The following is a 14,933-nucleotide window of genomic DNA, read 5'->3' as shown; positions in this document are numbered from 1 at the left end:
ATTGGCTTTTCAAAACGCTTTATTCGCCCCAAGTCCGTTCCAGAACCGAGATCCAGTTTTTCGAGGTAATTTTCTCGATCTCGTCATGGTTGAAACCGGATTTTTCCATTTCGGCCACAAGCTTCGGCAATTGTGAACAATCATGCAATTCATTCGGAATTGTTGTGCCATCGAAATCCGAACCGAGGCCCACATGTTCCACACCGACAATATCGACAATATAGCGCATGTGGTTGATAATGGTTTTAAGCGGTGTGTCGCGGTTGCGTTCGCCATCTTCGCGCAGGAATTTGACCCCGAAATTGATGCCGACCAACCCCTTGCTTTTTCCGATAGCGCGCAATTGTTCATCGGTGAGGTTACGGCTTTGATGGCTCAAGTGATAGGCGTTGGAATGGGAAGCAACAAGCGGCGCGTCGCTCAATTTTGCAATGTCCCAGAAGCCTTTTTCATTCATATGAGAAAGATCAACCATAATGCCGAGCTTGTTACACTCGCGAACAAGTTTTTTGCCGGTTTCTGTCAAGCCCGGTCCGATGTCGCCGGTCGAACCATATTTGAACGGCACTCCGAAACCGAATATATTGGGTCTGCTCCAGACGGGACCGAGGCTGCGCAATCCATCCTGATAAAGGCGGGCAAGCTCTTCCAGATTTTCGCCAATGGCTTCCGCACCTTCAATATGAAAAACCGCAGCAAACTGGTGCGCCTTGATTGCCTCTTTAATATCACGCGCGGTTTTGCAAATTTTGAAACGTTCGGGTTTGAGTTTTTCAATATCATGGAGAAGCTTTGCCATTTCCATGGTGGGTTTTGTTGCATCTTTTAACAATAATTCGGGATAGACACCGTTTTTATCGGGATGAAGATCAACCGATGGCGGATAAACCGCACAAAGCCCGCCAATCAGGCCGCCTTTTTCAGCCTTTGGCAGGTCAAGTTCTGCACTTTCAAAACCATTGATGAAAGCCGAAGGGTCAAGGTTTTTCTCGTCGCGGATTTTGGAGAGAATGTCATTGTGCCCGTCAAAACATTGGATGAGTGTTTCAGCCATAAAAATTGCCTTATCAGAATGTGTTTTCAATCATTATTCTTATACGCCACTATAGAGATTTAAAACAGCAACTGACAAAAGTTTGATTATAACGAGACAACACACTCCGCGCTGATAACGGTGACATGCTTGAGGTGCTGACTTCCCGTCATTGCCTGTTTAAGCGTGGGGCAGTGAAAGCTTGGGTTTGCATCAAGATTTTTATTTATGCCAAGCCCTATATTTATGAAAATTTTAAAAGCTCGTCATCAAGATTCCAGCCAATCAAAGCTGTCTTCACACGGGCACTCTTTTCGCGTTTCAGATAAAATCATCTTTAAAACGGTCGATCTGGTGCATGCGCTCATGCAATATTGTGACGATACCTGTATTGTTGTTTTTCAGCTTTTTCCAATAGATATAATGATGTTTAAAGTGATAGAAATAGCCGTGAACGGAAAATTCGGCAGGTATCGGTCGGGACATCACCTGACCATCGGCAATTACCTGAAAACAGTTGAATAAACCATTCAAATAGTCTTCCGCCCGTGCCGCGCCCGATTTGTTTGACGTGTACCGATAGATCTCGTCGAGACGGAAAATTGCTGCCTGTTGCAGCCGAAAACCGCTCATGACTTGTTCTTGTTTCTGGAAATAATGTCTGCCGCCGAAGCAGTAACGTAACTCTCGTCAGGTTCGGAAAACGCAAGCCGCAACTCGGCTTTCAGCCGGTTAAACGCCTGTTCGTCGTGGCGTTCCTTGTCTTTTCTTATGAGATCACGCACATATTCGCTCACATTTTCATAAGGCCCGTTATCGCCTATCTGGCGGGCAACATAATCACCCAGTGTTTCGCCAATGCGTACTGTCATTGTTGTTGTGCGAGCCATGCGATCTCCTTTATTGTATTACAAATAACCAATATTGAAGACAAGTCAAGGAGAGCTTGCAACAGTCACCACAACCGTTCACCCGATTTGCTTATCGAAAACTGCCACGAGGTGACCTGAACATCCTGAAGACAAGATGTGGCGATTCCTCACGACGACGATGAGCATTTTAAAGCATGGATGGCTTTAACGGCTATTTGCTATTCAAAACTCGCAATTTCAAAACATGAGTAGAGTTTTGGCTTCGAAAATTTTCGCTTTACTAAAGTTTTGCCCGCCAAAATTTTGCCTTCGCAAAGTCTCGCCTCGACAACCCAGAGTTTCGCTTTACCAGAGTTTTGCATGCCGGTTTATATCTTTATAGAGGAGATAACGGAATGGTTCCGGCCCGCCGGCATAGCAGGCTTGCGGGCAAAATGCGCGCAACCACATAAAATCGCCTTTTTCGACTTCCACCCAATCATCATTCAGCCGATAAACGCCTTTGCCTTGCAAGACATAAAGCCCGTGTTCCATAACGTGGGTTTCCATGAAAGGAATATGGGCGCCCGGCATAAAGGTGACAATGGCAACATTCATGTCATGGCGCATGTCGTTCATATCCATGAAACGGCTTGTCAACCATACACCCTCATGGCCTTTCATTTCGGCAGGCGTTATTTGCTGGTCGGAAGAAAAGATTGCATCAGGTTTATCAAGCCCTTCAACTTTTTCATAAGCCTTGCGGATCCAGTGAAAGCGCGCGGTGGTTTTTGCTTCATTAAGTAATTGATAATCTTGCCCCGCTGGAAGATAGGCAAAGCCACCTTTGTGAAGAACATGTTTTTTGCCTTGAAGCACAATGGTGAGTGCACCATCGGTCACAAAAAAGACCGCTTCCGCACGCTTGTCATTTTCCGGATGTGTTGAGCCGCCCGAAGGTTCGATCTCGCCGATATATTGGGAAAATGTTTCTGAAAAACCTGTCATCGGGCGCGCCAACACCCAGAAGCGGGATTTCGTAAAAAACGGCAATTGGCTTGTGACGATATCCGTCATGACAGAAGCGGGCATCACCATATAGGCGTCTTTGAAGGTCGCTTTGCTGCTTAAAAGTTCGGAACGTGGTTGTAATCCGCCAAGCGGAAAATAATAGTCTTTCTCATTCATCGAGTTGATATCTCCTCTTTTGTGAACGCTTTTTCAAAAAGTCTCACTTGTTAAAAAGTCTCTTTCATCGCAAGCCCGGCTCGTCAAAAAGCTTTTAAAACCGCTTCAAAAATTTGCTCGAATTTATCGTTGCTTTGCGCGTCTCGTCGGTCAAGTTTTCTAAAAAATTTATCGGATAAGCTTTGACCTTCTTTTAAGCGATGGCAAAGAGAGTCCATAATATTCAATCTGCCTCTTTTTCTTCTCCGGAAAAGCTTTGATTGCGTCGGCTAAGACTTTCTTTCATTTTTCTCGTCAATACATGTTGAAACTGTTGTTCAACCGGTTTTAACACGCGGTTTATCTGGTGGAACAATGTCAAAATGCGGTAGGCCGGATGGGTAATCACGGGAATGAAGAGAAATTCGTTGTCAAACCCTTCCGGCAATTCTGTGCGGCTTAAAATGGAAACATAGTTTCCCGTTGCAATGAGCTCAACGATCAATGGAATGGATGATGTTTCGACAATCGGAACAGCGGTCACAAGCGGGGGCCCAAGCGTTTCGATGAGCGATTTCAATTTTGTGCCTTTTTCGGGAAGCACCAAAGCTTCGCCGATAATTTCGGCAAGATTGACTTTGGTTTTTCCTTGCAAACGTTTTTCGAGACTATGACCTTTACGAAGAAAAAGCCCAAGCGGGCATTTCACCTCTTTATCAATTGCAAAACGGGGCTGCTTTTCAATGTCATAGGCCAAAGCAAGATCGGCTTTGCCATCAAGAAGCACATTTTGCACATCTTCATTTTGCGCCGTCAATACATTGATTTTGGTGGATTTATGGTTTTGCTGGAAGTCGACAATTGCCGAAAAAAGAAGGGTGCTAGCGAGATTTTCTTCGCATACAATTGTCAAATTCTGGCGGATAACACCTTTGAGAGCCTTAATCTCGCTCAACATCCGCTCTTCATTGCGCATTGTTTCGCGGATATGGCCAAGCACCAGTTCGCCGGTGGCCGTGAGTTCCAGCCCCTTATGGCTGCGGGAAAAAACCGGCGTGCCGATTTCTTCTTCAAAGAGCTTTATTTGCCGCTGGATGGCAGAAGCGGCAACATGGAGCTTTTGTGCGGCACTCCGTATCGAGCCGGAACGCGCCACCTCGTCAAGATATTTCATCAAACGGTGTTGCAAAATGCTAAATCCCCCCCTTGTCCGTTTTTTTTCTTTTGGAGCTTTCCTAATTTCAACCCTTTTTGATACTCCATGGGAAAAACAGTTTCTGGGTAAAAATAACAAGTTGGAACAAGATAAGCGAAATGGCAGCCAGCACAAAAAGCCCCGCCCAGGCTTGCGGTATTTTATAAATCGAGGTGGAAAGCTGGAGGAAGAAACCGATGCCCTTGTCGGCCGAAACAAATTCGGCAACAACCGCACCGATAACGCATAAAGTAATGGAAATTTTCAAGGCCGAGAAAATATAGGGCACGGCATAGGGCAGGCGGATTTGCAATATTTCACGGCGAACCGGTGCGCGGAGCGATTTTGACAATTCGATAAGTTCGGGCGGTGTAGAAAGAAGCCCTGTCGAGGTGGCAATGACGAGTGGAAAAAACGAAATAAGAAAGGTGATGAGAATGCGCGGAAAATCACCTGAACCGAAGGCGACAATGACAATCGGTGCAATGGCAACAACCGGTGTCGACTGGATAATGACCAACAATGGATAAACCGTTTTTGATAAAAGCGGCGAGCGGATAAGACAGACAGCAAGCGGCAAGGCAATCAGAATGGATACAAAAAAGCCGAGTAGTGCCACCCGCAAGGTTGCAAATATATGAACAGCCCAACGCGATCCATCAATGACATGGAAAGCTTTAAAAATTTCAACCGGCGCCGGCAGGATGAAAGAGGGAATGGCAAAAACCGTCACCGCTATTTGCCAGATCACAAGAATGGCCACAATGAGCAACACTGCCGGTAAGCCAGAGAGCAGCGAGGAGAGGTGAAACAGCTTTATCTTTTTCCTCTTAAGCGAGCTTGGGCTTGATGAGGAGGTTTCTGAGGGTGTGAGCGAAGTCATGGACCACCTTTTGGTTTGCAGTTTCGGCGTTGCGTGGCCGTCCGAGCGGCACGTCGAGTTCGGTTAAAACAGTTCCGGGACGACCGGCGAGAACCAGCACACGGTCGGCAAGAATGGCAGCTTCATTGACAGAATGGGTAATGAACATCACGGTTTTCGGCCTGTCGGCAAAAATTCTTAAAAGCTCAAAACCCATTTCATCGCGGGTTAGCGCATCAAGGGCGGAAAACGGTTCATCCATCAACAAAATATCAGGGTCGAGATGAAGCGCACGGGCAATGCCGACCCGCTGCTGCATACCGCCCGACAATTCGTCCGGCATACGTTTTTCAAAACCGGTAAGACCGATCATGCGCACAAGTTCGTGGGCTTTATCAATATCGGCGGAATTGACCTTGCCGAACTTGTGTTTGATGGGAAAAGTAATATTGTCCACAATATTGAGCCATGGCAGCAATGTCGGACGCTGAAAAACAATGCCGACATCTTCGCGCGGCTCCGTAACCGGCATCCCGAAAACTTCCACCTTGCCTTGTGTCGGTTTCAAGAGTCCGGCAATCAACCGCAAAAGCGTGGATTTGCCACAACCGGAAGGACCCAATACTGCAAGAAATTCGTGATAGCGAACATCGAAACTAATGTTGTGAAGGGCTTCTGTTCGCCCTGTTGATGTTGTGAAAAACTGGCTTAGCCCTTCAAAGCGGATAGAGGGGGGAGAAATCGCATTGCTGGATTTCATTTCAACGGATTGCAATTGGCTTGGTGTCATTTGAAGCCCTCCAGATTTTCGGAAAAACCGGTTTTTACGGCACTTTCAGCAGTCATCGCATCGGGGTCGAGGTTTAAAGCTTCGGCCGTTTTTTGCCATGTGCGTTGAAGCTTGTCGCGGCGGTAAGTGCCAAGGCCGTATTGATCTGTTTCGTCGTTGTAAATGAGCTTCAATGTATCCTGAAGTGACCCTTTAACACTCTGCCGATCAAGTTCGGGAACACTTTCCATCACCGCATCGACCGCCTCATCGGGATGTTCATGCATGAATATGATTGACTGGCGATAGGCCTTGATAAAGCGGGTAAGAACCTCGGGGCGCTCGGAAATGAATTTGTCTGCGGCAATCAGCGAACTGCCATAAAGATCAAGGCCGCTTTCCACCCACGGAAAGGCTCTGATTTCTTTATGCGCAATTCTGGCTTGTTCTTCGTAACGCGTATAATCGGTGAGCCAAGCAATAATCACATCGGTCTTTCCTGTTATCAACATCGGCCCCAAAGCACCGGAGTCGACGCGTGTAAGCGCAATATCATCCATGGATAAATTCTGCGTTTTCAGGAAAGGCGGCAAGAAAAGATTGGAAGCGGTAAAAGGCGAGGTGGCAACGGCTTTTCCCTTTATGTCGGCGATTTTCTGAATGGGGCTATCGGAAAGGACATAAAACGCATGTGGCGTTTTGTTGAAGATTGCCATAACCGCGCTTACCTTCACATTTGCTGTTGCGCGCGCCGCCATCAGCGCAGTAATGTCGGCTGCCCCCACATCGCTCACTCCGGCAGCAATGCGGGTAATGGCATCATTGCCGCCACGCCCGGGTTCAATGGCAACATCAAGCCCTTCGGATTTGCAAAAGCCTTTGTTCACACAAACATAAATCGCGGTTTTATCGCCACCGGGTAACCAGTCGAGTTGAAAACGCACTTTGTCAGGGGCCTTTTGAACCTCTTTGGCCTCAAGCGTTTGAGAAAACAAAAGAAGCGCCAAACTCCCACAAAGAAGGCTTGATGAAAGAAAACTGGCCGAAAGAAGCCTTCTTGGAAAAAGACTTTTAAAAGCAACTTTGGCTGCTGAAAAAGTGGCAAGCGGAAAAGCGTGTTTAAAAGTCGAAAATGCTTGTTTGAATTGCTTGCGAATAAAGCTTTTTATATCCGCCCTTTCGAGGCGTTGTATTTTCGAAGTTGCAATTGTCTTTTGGCCGTCGGGGCAAAAAGTGAGGTCCCGTGAAGAGCCGGTGCAAGGGAGGGAATAAAAAGCACTGTCGCTATTGTTTCGGCATTTTGCCTGCATGGACTTTTCCTCCCCGCTTAAAAAAGCATTCCGGTTTTTTTGAAAAACCCGAAAAACCGAACGGGCATCATGAACAATTTTGAGTTATGCCATTTGTGCTGTCGGGTATTATCCGTTTTCAAAAAACCGGATAATCAGCACAAGAAAGGCGGCGTATAGATATTCAACTTACGAAACCAAGCGTATTTTTTAACCTATAGTGTCATCCTGTATTTGCCGGAAAACCTTATTCTCTCTCTTTGAAGATGTTTCTTTTCTTCTTTTAAAAAAGAAAACCGGTTTTATTTCCGACGACCTAAGACTTACACGAACAACATCTGAAAACAAGAGAAAAAACTTAAAAAATAGGCGTTTTTATTTATTGATTAAATTTTATGCAATTTTAAAAAAGAAAAAATGAAAGAATAAAAAGATCAAATAAAATCAATGATTTGAAAAAACACTATTGACCGGCTCCGGTGCAGTCTCTGCGCTTTTATTAAGCGTTCTTAAAATTCGTACGGGTTGCTCTAAATTCTCTTAATACTGCTTTCGACTTTCGAGCGGGGGAAGAGTGAAATCAGAGCTTAAAAAATCAAACATAAGAACAATAAAAATCGCGCCACAAGGGGCGCGATTCTAAATGATTGAAAGGAACATGAAAGTTCCTGTTACTTTTCAGGTCAAGCCGGTTTTGGCAATTGCCAATTATCCGTTCACCCGAATGGCTTTTAACCTGCTTTTCCCATGGCGACCGGCTGGGGTGCTGTCAATTCCTTTTCGTCAAATGATCTCAGAAGGTCATAATGATAATCGGCATCTTCGCAGAACAATTCACTGCTTACCCCATAGGCAAGTCTCCGCACGCCGAATTTCAAAGCCGAAATTCCGGCCGATGCGGCAAGGCTTGGCATACCGGCAAAAGTATAAGTGAAAATGCGTTTGAGATAAGGCGCTTCACCTTTCACCTTTTCCTGAAATTGGAAGTTTGGTCCAAGATAAGGACAGCTTGCAATCACCGCATGTTCTTCGCCCGCCGGTGGGGTAAAATGGTCGCCCCAGGTTTCGATTTTATCGGCAAAACGGGCAATTTCCGGCCGCGTTTTAAGGTCGATAATCAAGCCTGTGCCGACAATCAGAAAATCGAATTCATCACTTTCATGCGGTGTGACAAGAACAAGCTTGTCTCCATCCATCCGGCAGCTTTTAATAGGGCTTGCAAGTTTCAATTCATAATTGCAGAATTTTGTGCACCGTAAATAGGAATCCTGTGTCGGCGGCTGGTTGACATCGAAGAGATATTTCATGAACTGCCATTTCTTGTTGTCATCAAGATCGGCAAAATGGCGCAAAAACCCGCTATATTCCATAAAACGGTAAGGGTTGACTGTTGGCAAAATGGAACGTCTGACAAAATGCGTTACCGATTTTGCACCGTGTTCCAAAGCTGTGGCACTATTGTCAAAAGAGGATGAACCACCACCGACAACGGCAACACGCTTGCCGGCAAGCTTGTCAAAATTGATTGCTTCGGCCGTGTGTGCATAAACTTTCTTGTCAAGAGCATCCTTGAACATATCCGGCACAACCCATTGGCCGCTTCCCTCAATACCGGTCGCTAAAACCACAAGGCGCGTATAGATCATATCGGGTTTGCCGTTTCTTTCGATATGAACTGCAAAAACATCATCTTGCAGCGGCTCTATGTCGGTTACAATTGTCCGGTTTGTGACCTCTATATGGGTAACTTTTTTCAACCAGTCGAGATATTCTGCCCAAAGATTGGTCGGTATTTTATAAAGCTCTTCCCAGGATTTATGCCCGAAACGCGCTTCCCACCAGGCACGCACTGTCAAACTGCCAATGTCGAGATCGGGCCCCGTCACATATTTCGGTGTGCGCAATGTGTGCATACGGGCGTAAGTGCGCCACGGCCCTTCAAAGCCGGCTTCACTTTTATCCAGAATGGCAATGTTTGTAACGCTTTCCCGCCGCAATTGTAGCGCCAATGTCAAACCGCTTTGTCCGCCGCCAATAATCACAACATCCTTCACCGGATTGCCGTGATATGTCTTCGGTTTTACCCATTGACGGGCAGGATAGTTCAAACATTCAAGATCGTATTTTGCCTGTCGCTCAAGCTTGGCAAGATTTATTTCGCTATTTTCTGGCATGTCTATTCCCCATTATTGGCAGGCCAAGGAACAAGCTCCGGCTTTTAAAAGAACCTTGGCTGCCGGTTTAAAACGGGGATGACACTTTGTGTCCGGATCGACCCGATCGACCCGCAAATACGCTTTTGCCGGTGGTTGAAAGGCTAAATATAAGGCAGAAAGTTGTCAAGATTAAAAATTAGGCAAAATCAAATATAATTTGCTGTTATTTCAAGCATAACCCACTGGTCAGCACGTATAAATGGGCTTTTATTTTGCTTGTTTTCCGTTTTGTTTTTTTCTTTTTCGCCAGTTCATCCTTTGTTCAATAGTATTGATTTTATTTTTGGGTAAATAAAGTAACGGAAACGATCTCTGCGGTCTGCTGCGCCGCAATTAAGCGAGGCTCCGACAATCAAGTGAAACACCGGAAGGGCATTACGTTCTCATAAAAAGCACTGGCGGAATGGATGAAAGCGGACAGATAAAAAGCACTGCCGGAAAGGAAAAACACGCACAAAAACTTTTCCTGAAATATCGGCGCATTTACGCCCCGAAAGCCAAGTGGCATGGCTCTTGCTTTTCATATTTTCAGCAACTGTTCAGATGCGGAAATTCCATTCGACTTCCGGACAGTGTTTTCAATTTTGTTCTTTAGGGAAGAAGAACCATGCAATCACTAAAAGACTATCGCGCCCGTGAATTTTATGGCTATGGGGCGAACCCGCCAGACCCCGAATGGCCGGACGGGGCAAAAATTGCGGTACAATTTGTCATCAATTATGAAGAAGGGGGAGAGAGCAATATCCTTTATGGCGACAAAGCCTCCGAGCATTTATTGTCCGAAATTGTCGGCGCAGTTCCTTGGGAAGGGCAGCGCAACCTCAATATTGAATCCTTGTATGAATATGGTGCGCGTGTCGGTTTCTGGCGGCTTTACCGGCTTTTTACCGAAAGGAATATGAAGCTTACAGTATTTGCCGTAGCCAAGGCTTTGGAACTCAATCCGGCTGTTGCGAAAGCCATGGTCGAGGCCGATTGGGAAATTGCCACCCATGGCTTTCGTTGGCTTGAATATAAGGATGTTGACGAAGAGGAAGAGCGTTTTCACATTCGCGAAGCCATACGCATCCAGAAACAACTAACGGGTGAACGCCCATATGGAATCTATCAGGGGAAACCGTCAATCAATACTTTGCGGCTTACCATGGAAGAAGGGGGCTTTATCTATTCGTCAGATAGTTATGCCGATGAACTTCCCTATTGGGTGGAAGGCATTGATAAGCCGTTTCTGATGATTCCTTATACATTGGATGTCAATGATATGCGCTTTGCAACCGCGCAAGGTTTCAACAGTGGCGAACAATTTTTCAACTATCTGAAAGACAGTTTCGATGTTCTTTATGAAGAGGGTGAAAAAGGCGCGCCGAAAATGCTTTCTATCGGCTTACATTGCCGACTGGTCGGCCATCCGGGGCGGGCAAAGGCACTTGAAAAATTTCTCGATTATGTGGCAGCCAAAAAGTCGGTTTACATTGCGCGGCGAATAGATATTGCTCGCCATTGGCAAAAAGTGCATCCGGCCAAATAAGCCTGAAACAGAATAAGAAAAACCGGAGAACAGGAAACAATGGTCGAGCACAAAAATCATAAAAAACAATTGCACGAGCTTGCCGTTTTAAAAATCGGAAAAGCCGAATTTTCTCCTTTTGGCGATGTAATCGACGTGAGGGAAGAAACAATTGCGCCCGACCAAATGGGTAAAGAAAATAATAGAGGCTCGGCTTACCAAAAAAATCCGGTTATGATCCCGATCAATCAGGGGCGGGCAACCCGTTTTCATGATCTTGCAAAGGTTGAAGCGGAGGGGGAAAAGTCCCGCGTTCTCATCAATGTCTTCCGGTCTCTGCCGATCAGTTTTCCCTTAATCATCGACATGATGGAGCGTCACCCTTATGGCTCGCAGGCATTTTTGCCAGTGGGCGACAATCCGTTTCTCGTTGTTGTGGCAAAGGATGAAGGGGGCAAACCTTCCGCCCCGCAAGCCTTTTATTGTCCGCCACGTGTCGGCGTTAATTATCATAAAAATGTCTGGCATTTTCCGCTTCTTGCACTTTTCAAGACAAGCGATTTTTATGTGGTTGATCGCGGTGGTGTCGAAAACAATCTTGAAGAATATTTTTATCAAGATGAGGCTTGGCAAATAAGCCATTTACCGGATTTTGGTAAATGACGGAAAGACTTAGCGAACTTGCGTTTTAAAGAACTTTAATAAGTGGAATATCAGAAGACACAAAAATACCGGCAAACAAATTAAGGAAAAAAGACCCCGTGAAAATTGAACAATTGAACACTCTTAGAGCCGCCGCTTTTATTGATTGTTTAAGCGGCATTTTCGAGCATTCCCCTTGGGTGGGGGAGAGTGTTGCGAAAAAACGGCCATTTGAAAATCTCGATGCGCTTTATGAAGCCATGGTCGAAGCGGTCAGACAAGCTCCGGAAGAGTTGAAAGACAGGTTGATTTTGGCTCACCCCGATCTTGCGGGTAAGCTTGCCCGTTCATCAAAATTGACGGCGCAATCGGAAAAAGAACAAAAAGGGGCAGGGCTTGATCGTTTGAGTGAAGATGAATTCGATCAATTCCAGAAATTGAATGAAGCCTATCGTGCAAAATTTTCCTTCCCCTTTATTATTGCCGTGCGGGGGCATGGCGGCAAAGCCCATGACAAATTTTCCATTCTCGCCAATATGAAAAAGCGCTTGAACAATGATAAAGATGAAGAAAAAGCCACAGCATTAACGGAAATCTTCCGCATTGCGCGCTTGCGGCTTGAAGATCTCATCGATAGCGAGGGATAAAATATGACCGGTTTGACAACCCATATTCTTGATACAGCATCCGGAAAACCGGCTTCCGGCGTCAAAATTCAACTCTACAAGCTTTGCCGAAAAAATGTTCCGGAAAACGAAAATAACAGGACAATAAACAAACCTCATGGGATGGATGAAAAAACGCATTTGGCGGGGGAAAAAACGCAATCCGTCGTCAAAAAATTGCTTGTTGAAACAAAGAGCAATCAGGACGGGCGAACGGAAAAACCGCTTCTTGATGAAAAGGCAATGGAAAAAGGGCAATATGAATTGCATTTTTTCACGGCTGCCTATTTTTTAAACCAAGGCGCAAAACTTGATAACCCGCCTTTTCTTGATGAAATCACCATACGCTTTTCAATAGCCGATAACACCGCCCATTATCATGTGCCGCTTCTTGTAAGCCCGTGGAGCTATTCGACCTATCGCGGTAGTTGAAAAATCAAGCTCGATATGCAGTTGAAAAATCAGACCCGATATTATGACCAGATATTATGACCGGATATAATGAGACGCGCACATCATTCTCGCCGCCTTTTTCAGGCATAAGTTTGTGAGCACTTGTTCCAGGCTTGTTGAATATTTTTTAGCGCTCTTGGGTTTAAAGTTCGTCGTAACGCTTGCCGATTTTCTTTCCCGAAATTGCCCAGAGACAGGATAAAATAAGTGCAAGCAGCATAATCACCGGCGGCTGGACAAGGTTGTTCATAAGCGTATCAATCCAGCCCCAGAATGCATCCGACCCGCGATAGACAAAAGTATCAATAGCGTTTTTTGCGCTGAAACGCGAATTTTCATCAACTGCCGAAAAGAGCATTTCACGGGCAGGGCGGGCAAGTGCATATTCTCCCACACGCCGCAATATCATCGCAATTGCCAAAATCGGAAAACAATAGAATATGCCGAGCAGGCCAAACAGGATCACCATCATGACAGGCAGGCTCACAAGCAAGAATGTCACGCCGAATTTTTTTGCAATGCGGGCGGTAACGAACATCTGGATAAGAATGGACGAGGTTTGCACAACCGCATCCATAATGGAAAAAAACTGTGTCTGTTCATTGGGATTGCTAAAGGTCGCCTGAACAAGACGCGCCTGCGCGTAATAAAGAAAAGTGGTTCCGGCCGAAGTGAAAATGGCATAAACGGCAATTTGGCGGAGATAAGGCGATTGCACGATAAGTTTCAAGCCAATCCATATGCCGGAATAGGTTTCACTTTTTTCTTTTTCCGTTTCGGTTCCCGTGTGCAGGTTTTGTTTCATGTCTTTGCCGCGGCCAAAATCACTTCGCCAGTGCACGAGAAAAAGCCAGAGAAAAAGTGTTGATAAAAACAGCGCTGTCGAAATTAAAAGCAGCCCCGCATAGCCCACTTTTTCAACCAGAAATGCGCTTATCAGCGGGCCTGTTATGCCGCCAAGGCTTGCCCCTGCCGATAGGGGGCCAAACAGGCGCTGTGCCTGTTCTTTGGTAAAAACCTCGGCCAAAAAGCTCCATGTCAGCGAAATAACAAACAGGTTATAAACCGACACCCAGACAAAGAATGCGCGCCCCACCCAAACATTGCCGCTATTATAATAAAGGCTTATCGTAAAGCCAAGCATGACAAGGCTACAAAAGAGTGTTGAATAGATAAAGAGATTGGTCTTTTTAATTTTCTGGCTGATAAAGCCGAAAATGGGCACAACGAGAAACATGGCGCAAAAAGTGGCAGTAAAAAGCCATGAGAGGTGATCAACACCACCGGCAATGCCGAATGTTTCACGCACCGGCCGCAACATGAAATAGCTGCAAAAGACAAGAAAAAGTGTGAAAAAGCCACCTAGAAAAGCAACTGTTTCATGCGCTTTTAGCGCGAACAGATGTTCAAATATATGTTGCAGCTTATTTATCATTATAAGCCAAGGCGTTTTCGCAATTTATCTGCCGGAAGGTGGGCACGAAAACCCGGCTCGCCGGGAGCAAAAATATGCGCTGTTTCAAGTTTGCCGGTCATGACAGGTTCGCAACCGGTTTCGCGCACAAGCTCGGCTACAACTTGCAATGCTTTTTCATCGTCACTAGCGATCGGCATACCAACAGCTTCTATTCGTTTATTGAAACAATCTTCAATGACTGTGGCGTCAACTGCCGAAAAAGCACGCACAAGGCGCACATCCGGCACATATTTTTTTACTGTTTCGGCAACGCCATTTTTCTTCGCTTCAATTGAAAGAGGCTCTAAATCTCCTCCCCACAAAGGCGGGTTTGTCGCATCAATAACAATTTTTCCCTTCATTTCGGCGGCAAAATCTTTGCCGATCTGCGGCCAGGCCGAAAACGGCACTGCAACAAGAATAACATCACCAAAATTTGCCGCCTGGCGCGGCGTGCCAATTGAAGCTTTTTCGCCAAGCGGGTTTGTCAAGCGCCGCAACTCATCCGGATGGCGCGAAGAAAACATCACCGAATGGCCGGATTTCACAAGGAGGGTTGCAACGGTTCCGCCAAGCGAGCCGGCACCAATGACCCCGATTTTAAGATTTTTGACATCAGCTTCCGTTTTTGTTGCGGGGCTATCATTTATTGTTTCTGCTTTGGATGAATTTGAAGTTTTACCTGCCGAATTTTCTGTATTTTGTGAAAAAGCATTGGACAGCGAAAAAATCTCTGCAAGAGACAGAGCTAAAGCCGATTTCAATATAAAACGACGATCAAGAGACATGTTGAACCTTCTTGTCTTGAACCTTGTTGTCCAGAACGGG

At 45.8% G+C, this 14,933-nt stretch carries 15 protein-coding genes; 4 read left to right on the top strand and 11 right to left on the bottom strand.

Annotated features, from left to right (window positions below; all coding sequences use genetic code 11):
* Window positions 1-19 precede the first annotated feature (19 nt).
* The 9 genes from BBC0178_RS08590 to BBC0178_RS08545 all read right to left on the bottom strand — a co-directional run bounded on the left by BBC0178_RS08590 (window position 20) and on the right by BBC0178_RS08545 (window position 9,340).
* Window positions 20-1,054, bottom strand: coding sequence for a dipeptidase (locus BBC0178_RS08590; RefSeq protein WP_078040434.1), 1,035 nt, complete (start codon window positions 1,052-1,054; stop codon window positions 20-22).
* Window positions 1,055-1,354: 300 nt separating this feature from the next.
* On the bottom strand, window positions 1,355-1,666 hold the full coding sequence (locus tag BBC0178_RS08585) for a type II toxin-antitoxin system RelE/ParE family toxin (protein WP_078039850.1): 312 nt from the start codon (window positions 1,664-1,666) through the stop codon (window positions 1,355-1,357).
* Window positions 1,663-1,923 carry a ribbon-helix-helix domain-containing protein gene (locus BBC0178_RS08580; RefSeq protein WP_078039849.1) on the bottom strand — a complete coding sequence of 87 codons (261 nt, stop codon included), beginning with the start codon at window positions 1,921-1,923 and terminating at the stop codon, window positions 1,663-1,665. Before BBC0178_RS08580 ends, BBC0178_RS08585 begins: the two co-directional genes overlap by 4 nt.
* A gap of 327 nt (window positions 1,924-2,250) precedes the next feature.
* Window positions 2,251-3,072, bottom strand: a complete 822-nt coding sequence (locus BBC0178_RS08575; RefSeq protein WP_078039848.1) for a bifunctional allantoicase/(S)-ureidoglycine aminohydrolase — start codon at window positions 3,070-3,072, stop codon at window positions 2,251-2,253.
* A gap of 223 nt (window positions 3,073-3,295) precedes the next feature.
* The gene (locus BBC0178_RS08570) at window positions 3,296-4,240 is read right to left on the bottom strand and encodes a LysR family transcriptional regulator (RefSeq protein WP_149867460.1); all 945 of its coding nucleotides are present in this window, start codon (window positions 4,238-4,240) and stop codon (window positions 3,296-3,298) included.
* 52 nt (window positions 4,241-4,292) lie between these two features.
* Window positions 4,293-5,021 carry an ABC transporter permease gene (locus tag BBC0178_RS08565; protein ID WP_225868303.1) on the bottom strand — a complete coding sequence of 243 codons (729 nt, stop codon included), beginning with the start codon at window positions 5,019-5,021 and terminating at the stop codon, window positions 4,293-4,295.
* 55 nt (window positions 5,022-5,076) lie between these two features.
* Entirely contained in the window at window positions 5,077-5,850 is a 774-nt protein-coding gene (locus BBC0178_RS08560; protein WP_078040433.1) for an ABC transporter ATP-binding protein, read from the bottom strand.
* A 44-nt stretch (window positions 5,851-5,894) separates the two neighbouring features.
* On the bottom strand, window positions 5,895-7,187 hold the full coding sequence (locus tag BBC0178_RS08555; protein ID WP_078039845.1) for an ABC transporter substrate-binding protein: 1,293 nt from the start codon (window positions 7,185-7,187) through the stop codon (window positions 5,895-5,897).
* Window positions 7,188-7,897: 710 nt separating this feature from the next.
* Window positions 7,898-9,340: an FAD-dependent oxidoreductase gene (locus tag BBC0178_RS08545; protein WP_078039843.1), complete on the bottom strand. Its 1,443-nt coding sequence runs from the start codon at window positions 9,338-9,340 to the stop codon at window positions 7,898-7,900.
* 649 nt (window positions 9,341-9,989) lie between these two features.
* On the opposite strand from BBC0178_RS08545, the gene puuE reads away from it, so the two are divergent.
* The 4 genes from puuE to uraH all read left to right on the top strand — a co-directional run bounded on the left by puuE (window position 9,990) and on the right by uraH (window position 12,628).
* Window positions 9,990-10,910, top strand: coding sequence for an allantoinase PuuE (puuE, locus tag BBC0178_RS08535; protein WP_078039841.1), 921 nt, complete (start codon window positions 9,990-9,992; stop codon window positions 10,908-10,910).
* A gap of 39 nt (window positions 10,911-10,949) precedes the next feature.
* Window positions 10,950-11,552, top strand: coding sequence for an ureidoglycolate lyase (locus BBC0178_RS08530; protein WP_078039840.1), 603 nt, complete (start codon window positions 10,950-10,952; stop codon window positions 11,550-11,552).
* Window positions 11,553-11,650: 98 nt separating this feature from the next.
* A complete protein-coding gene (gene uraD / locus BBC0178_RS08525) occupies window positions 11,651-12,178 on the top strand; it encodes a 2-oxo-4-hydroxy-4-carboxy-5-ureidoimidazoline decarboxylase (RefSeq protein WP_078039839.1) in 528 nt (175 codons plus the stop codon).
* Between the two features lie 3 nt (window positions 12,179-12,181).
* Window positions 12,182-12,628, top strand: coding sequence for a hydroxyisourate hydrolase (gene uraH / locus BBC0178_RS08520; protein WP_078039838.1), 447 nt, complete (start codon window positions 12,182-12,184; stop codon window positions 12,626-12,628).
* A gap of 163 nt (window positions 12,629-12,791) precedes the next feature.
* On the opposite strand, the gene BBC0178_RS08515 is transcribed toward uraH, so the two are convergent.
* Both BBC0178_RS08515 and BBC0178_RS08510 read right to left on the bottom strand, forming a co-directional pair.
* The gene (locus tag BBC0178_RS08515) at window positions 12,792-14,084 is read right to left on the bottom strand and encodes an NTP/NDP exchange transporter (protein ID WP_078039837.1); all 1,293 of its coding nucleotides are present in this window, start codon (window positions 14,082-14,084) and stop codon (window positions 12,792-12,794) included.
* Window positions 14,084-14,893 (bottom strand): NADPH-dependent F420 reductase, encoded by an 810-nt coding sequence (locus BBC0178_RS08510; RefSeq protein WP_078039836.1) that lies wholly within the window; start codon window positions 14,891-14,893, stop codon window positions 14,084-14,086. The genes BBC0178_RS08515 and BBC0178_RS08510 overlap by 1 nt, the downstream gene beginning before the upstream one ends.
* Window positions 14,894-14,933 lie beyond the last annotated feature (40 nt).

The sequence above is a fragment of the Ditibartonella apihabitans genome (genome assembly GCF_002007485.1).
GTDB classification, from domain to species: Bacteria; Pseudomonadota; Alphaproteobacteria; order Rhizobiales; family Rhizobiaceae; genus Bartonella; species Bartonella apihabitans.
The sequence above is the reverse complement of the archived record's forward strand: the minus strand, read 5'-3'. Positions and strand labels throughout refer to the sequence as shown.